The organism is Fictibacillus sp. NRS-1165, assembly GCF_050468105.1.
In the GTDB taxonomy this organism is placed as follows: domain Bacteria; phylum Bacillota; class Bacilli; order Bacillales; family Fictibacillaceae; genus Fictibacillus_C; species Fictibacillus_C terrinigri.
This window is the reverse complement of sequence record NZ_JBDPNU010000117.1, coordinates 1-3,323: the sequence shown is the minus strand read 5'-3', so window position 1 is coordinate 3,323 and position 3,323 is coordinate 1. Positions and strand designations below refer to the sequence as shown.

General features: G+C 39.6%; 6 protein-coding genes. 1 reads left to right on the top strand and 5 read right to left on the bottom strand.

The genetic code is table 11. The features are described 5' to 3' along the window. Positions 1-806: 806 nt before the first annotated feature. Entirely contained in the window at positions 807-1,244 is a 438-nt protein-coding gene (locus ABHN01_RS24840; RefSeq protein ID WP_429877763.1) for a hypothetical protein, read from the bottom strand. 35 nt (positions 1,245-1,279) lie between these two features. Further along, entirely contained in the window at positions 1,280-1,480 is a 201-nt protein-coding gene (locus tag ABHN01_RS24835; RefSeq protein ID WP_429877765.1) for a hypothetical protein, read from the bottom strand. Between the two features lie 156 nt (positions 1,481-1,636). On the opposite strand from ABHN01_RS24835, the gene ABHN01_RS24830 reads away from it, so the two are divergent. Then, positions 1,637-1,813, top strand: a complete 177-nt coding sequence (locus ABHN01_RS24830) for a hypothetical protein (RefSeq protein ID WP_429877762.1) — start codon at positions 1,637-1,639, stop codon at positions 1,811-1,813. A 65-nt stretch (positions 1,814-1,878) separates the two neighbouring features. Here the strand turns inward: ABHN01_RS24830 and ABHN01_RS24825 are convergent, their stop codons facing one another. From ABHN01_RS24825 to ABHN01_RS24815, 3 genes are all read right to left on the bottom strand, one after another. After that, the gene (locus ABHN01_RS24825; protein ID WP_429877761.1) at positions 1,879-2,145 is read right to left on the bottom strand and encodes a DUF2188 domain-containing protein; all 267 of its coding nucleotides are present in this window, start codon (positions 2,143-2,145) and stop codon (positions 1,879-1,881) included. Positions 2,146-2,410: 265 nt separating this feature from the next. Then, positions 2,411-2,563: a hypothetical protein gene (locus ABHN01_RS24820; protein WP_290400498.1), complete on the bottom strand. Its 153-nt coding sequence runs from the start codon at positions 2,561-2,563 to the stop codon at positions 2,411-2,413. A 174-nt stretch (positions 2,564-2,737) separates the two neighbouring features. Next, positions 2,738-3,175 carry an SRPBCC family protein gene (locus ABHN01_RS24815; RefSeq protein WP_429877764.1) on the bottom strand — a complete coding sequence of 146 codons (438 nt, stop codon included), beginning with the start codon at positions 3,173-3,175 and terminating at the stop codon, positions 2,738-2,740. Positions 3,176-3,323 lie beyond the last annotated feature (148 nt).

Below are 3,323 nucleotides of genomic sequence, written 5' to 3'. Positions count from 1 at the left end.
CTTCTTCTTTTTTACCTTTTTACATACTAGAACCTCTGAAGGGCTGGAGGTACACTTCTAGCTTTTGCCGATCTCTTGGAATTTTTTCTCTATTCATTATTGATGAGATGAGCAACCACAAGACATGCGAAATTACCTCTAGAGATCGTAAGACAAGAAGTGAACCATTGGATCCGTACAAGTGGAGTGTTTGATGATTTCATTGACTTTGACAAAGTTATGCAAGATCCAGAACATCCTCAAAAACTTCGAAAATAGTATGATTCGGGGGATCATTTACATCCAAACGATGCAGGTTATCACGCGATGGCTGAAGCAATCGACCTTACTTTATTTCGTTAGTAACAACAGTTTATAGCCTCTCACTGTTAGTGAGGGGCTTAGCTTTTTTTACTATTCAACCTGCCTGCAAATAATAAGCAACCAAGTATGAAAACATCATTCCGCAGTTGGTCGCCCTTGAGGAAGACCCAAAATTCAATGTGTCTTGATCGTTTTGGAGAGACGTTGAACCAGGCTTGCTATTACTGAAATAATTTCATCTCTTTTCAAACCTTCCGTTTCCCTGGTTCTTGGAGACGGTCATTCGATCGGAGTACCTCGCCGTATCGGCTGTTCTCAGTAATTGGTCTACATATACATTCAATTTTCGGTTTTACTTTTGCGACCATTTCTCAAACCATGTAGTACGTTCGTAATCATGCATTTCAATGATTTGATATTATAATGACCCCCTTCTAATCTTTACATTATTAGCTTCCTAAATATCACTAAATCAGCGTAATGCATTGACATGTAATAGTGAGTTATATCCTTTTAATTTCACTATCTCTAAAATCTTCCTCTCTAAATTGAGGGAGCTGCAACTTTTCCTTTTCACGGATAATGTCACTAAAACAGCGAATTGCCTCTTCTTTAAACCGCTTCTCTTCGAGTGCTGGATCCTTCCCCTCTTCGAAGATCTGCTTAAATAACTCTCTTGTTTGCAAGAGATGTTCTTCAATCGCAACTGGGCCAGGAACTCTGGAAAGATGAAGGTCGATTTGTTGCTGTAACGCGCCTTCTTTTCTAATTTCTTCTTCTTTCTCCTGATTACTTAAATAGCTTGGCAACACCGACTCTTCCTTGGTTTGATTTTTAGCATAGTCATCTTTGATGGGTTGAACGAGAAAACCAATTGCACTCGATTTTTCGTTTCTCAATGATCTTCTTACTGAATTCAAGATTTCTTTCAACTTGTTCATAACCGTAATCACTAATTAACGATTTTATAACCTGTTTAGATACTCCCATTCTTTCTAAGGATTATTGAATTTGTGCTTCGAATTCTAAGTCGCCCGAAAAGTGGATCGCCTTGTTTGGCATGGTTTTTATAGATGTTAAACTTAATAGAGGATACCTTTCGACCGACTTTTATCTCCTCATACTCAAAACGAAAATCGGTTTTTTCCTCTAATTCCTTCTTTGCTACATTTAAAATTTAGTCTTTGAAGTGGCCAAATAATTTGTATTTGTTCGGCTCTATTCCAAGCAGCGACTTTAATCCACTGCAGCGTTTCTTATGACTGTCTGTAATTTAGGCGAAGATTTCATAAAATCAGGGCATGATATGTACTACATAATAGGATGGAGGAACATGATGAAAAGAAAAAACCCACAGTCCCTTTCTCCAAATGGAGAGAAAAATGATAAGCAAACAGTAGATGGATTATTTGGTCTAGACCCGGAAACAAGTCTTCAATCGGTACGTTTCGCAACGACAGACAACCCTTATATAAATGGAGATAATGGAGATAACATGGATGAACAATAATTTTTGCACCTACCATGCAAACGGATCCAACAAAAAAACGGCGAAAGTTTGCCGCTTTTTTGATCTTATTCAAAATTATGCTGGTCCTCGATCCGTCCGTGTTCATTATGGATAACCGCCATCGTACCTGCTTCTTCGGCCAAACGGTCAGCCTCTTTTACCGCTTCCGTCTTGGAATCGGCTGTGTACTTCGGTTCATCGACACCTTCTTTTTTTACAGCCCAGCCCTCTTCCCCATGAGGTACTACATGAAAATGGGCTTCATTGGTTCCAGCCCGGTCCTCAAAATAAGAGTCTCGATCATTGTGAGTGCCCTTTTTGTTTTGTGCCATAACAACTACCTCCTTATAAATGGTTTTGCATAGTAACCTATTACCCGCAATGGCCAGTTGAAAACATGAATTTTATGTGCCGTCTTGCTCTGATGGCTCTTCTTGATACTGAAACGGAAAGCGTTATGAATTTGAAAAGACCCCTTTGAACAAGGGGCCTAACCGTTCTTTTTCAATTTCGGTATTCAGGGAACTTTTAGCTTCATTGATGCCGAAATCCGCTCAGTTTATGTATTTCGGTTTTGCCATCGGTCCCTATATCGTTTTACTCACTTGGGTCTACTTCGTCCCAAGACATCGTTGTTACTTCTGTATAATTGCCGCTTTCAATGTCTTCCTGTGTGGCCTCTTGGTCTAATTCTTCTGCATCATTCATGCCTGGAGCGACCGATGGCTTTTTTTCCTGGTGCTTCTTCATGTCCCATAGCCTCTTTTCACTGTTAGTTTCTGTCTACACCTTAATAAAAGTTTTCCCATCAACAGAGAGTTTCATTCGCCTTTTCACTTCTGAGGAACACTAGTTGATCTATTGAGGAAAAAATAAAAACAAGCGCTTCCCATGTTGAGGAAACGCCTGTGATTGATAGAGATGCTAATGAATTAGAGAAGCTCTCAAAGTGCTGATACCATTTTCCAGATACCCTTTTAAACAAGTTAACGTATATACCCACCCTTCTTTTTGTCCTAACATTTTAGCTATAATATCAGGATCATCCACTTTCAAACCAGATTCATTCACTTCAATAATTGTACTCTCATGCTCGTCTTTTAGCCTAATGGTAACAACGGTTTGTTCACCATATCCTCCCCATGAGAACACTATTTTCTTGTTATGCTCGACTTCCAGTACCTTGATTACCCCTTCGGCATCGTATTCATCATATCTCCAAGTAATCGCTTTTCCCTGTTCCACTCTTTCGGTTCCTGAAGAAAACCAGTAATTAGACATTTCTTCAGGGTTAACGATTGCTTCAAAAACATCATTTGCCGGCTTCTTAATTTTTAATTTCGTGGTTACGTCGGTATTCATTGCTAAATCATCCTTTTTATAGATTTTATAGGTTAGCGTCATTTGGATCATTACTCGCTTCCGCCATGCGCTTAACCCACTCCAATCGTTGATCCCAGTCGGCTGCCAGACTCTCCATCCACTTAGCCGTAGTGGAAAGTTGATGCGG

Excerpts from the sequence above, each read along its gene's own strand:
- ABHN01_RS24825 (WP_429877761.1), bottom strand. The coding sequence starts at position 2,145 with ATGGCACAAAACAAAAAGGGCACTCACAATGATCGAGACTCTTATTTT.
- ABHN01_RS24830 (WP_429877762.1), top strand. The coding sequence starts at position 1,637 with ATGATGAAAAGAAAAAACCCACAGTCCCTTTCTCCAAATGGAGAGAAA.
- ABHN01_RS24820 (WP_290400498.1), bottom strand. The coding sequence starts at position 2,563 with ATGAAGAAGCACCAGGAAAAAAAGCCATCGGTCGCTCCAGGCATGAAT.
- ABHN01_RS24840 (WP_429877763.1), bottom strand. The coding sequence starts at position 1,244 with ATGAACAAGTTGAAAGAAATCTTGAATTCAGTAAGAAGATCATTGAGA.
- ABHN01_RS24815 (WP_429877764.1), bottom strand. The coding sequence starts at position 3,175 with ATGAATACCGACGTAACCACGAAATTAAAAATTAAGAAGCCGGCAAAT.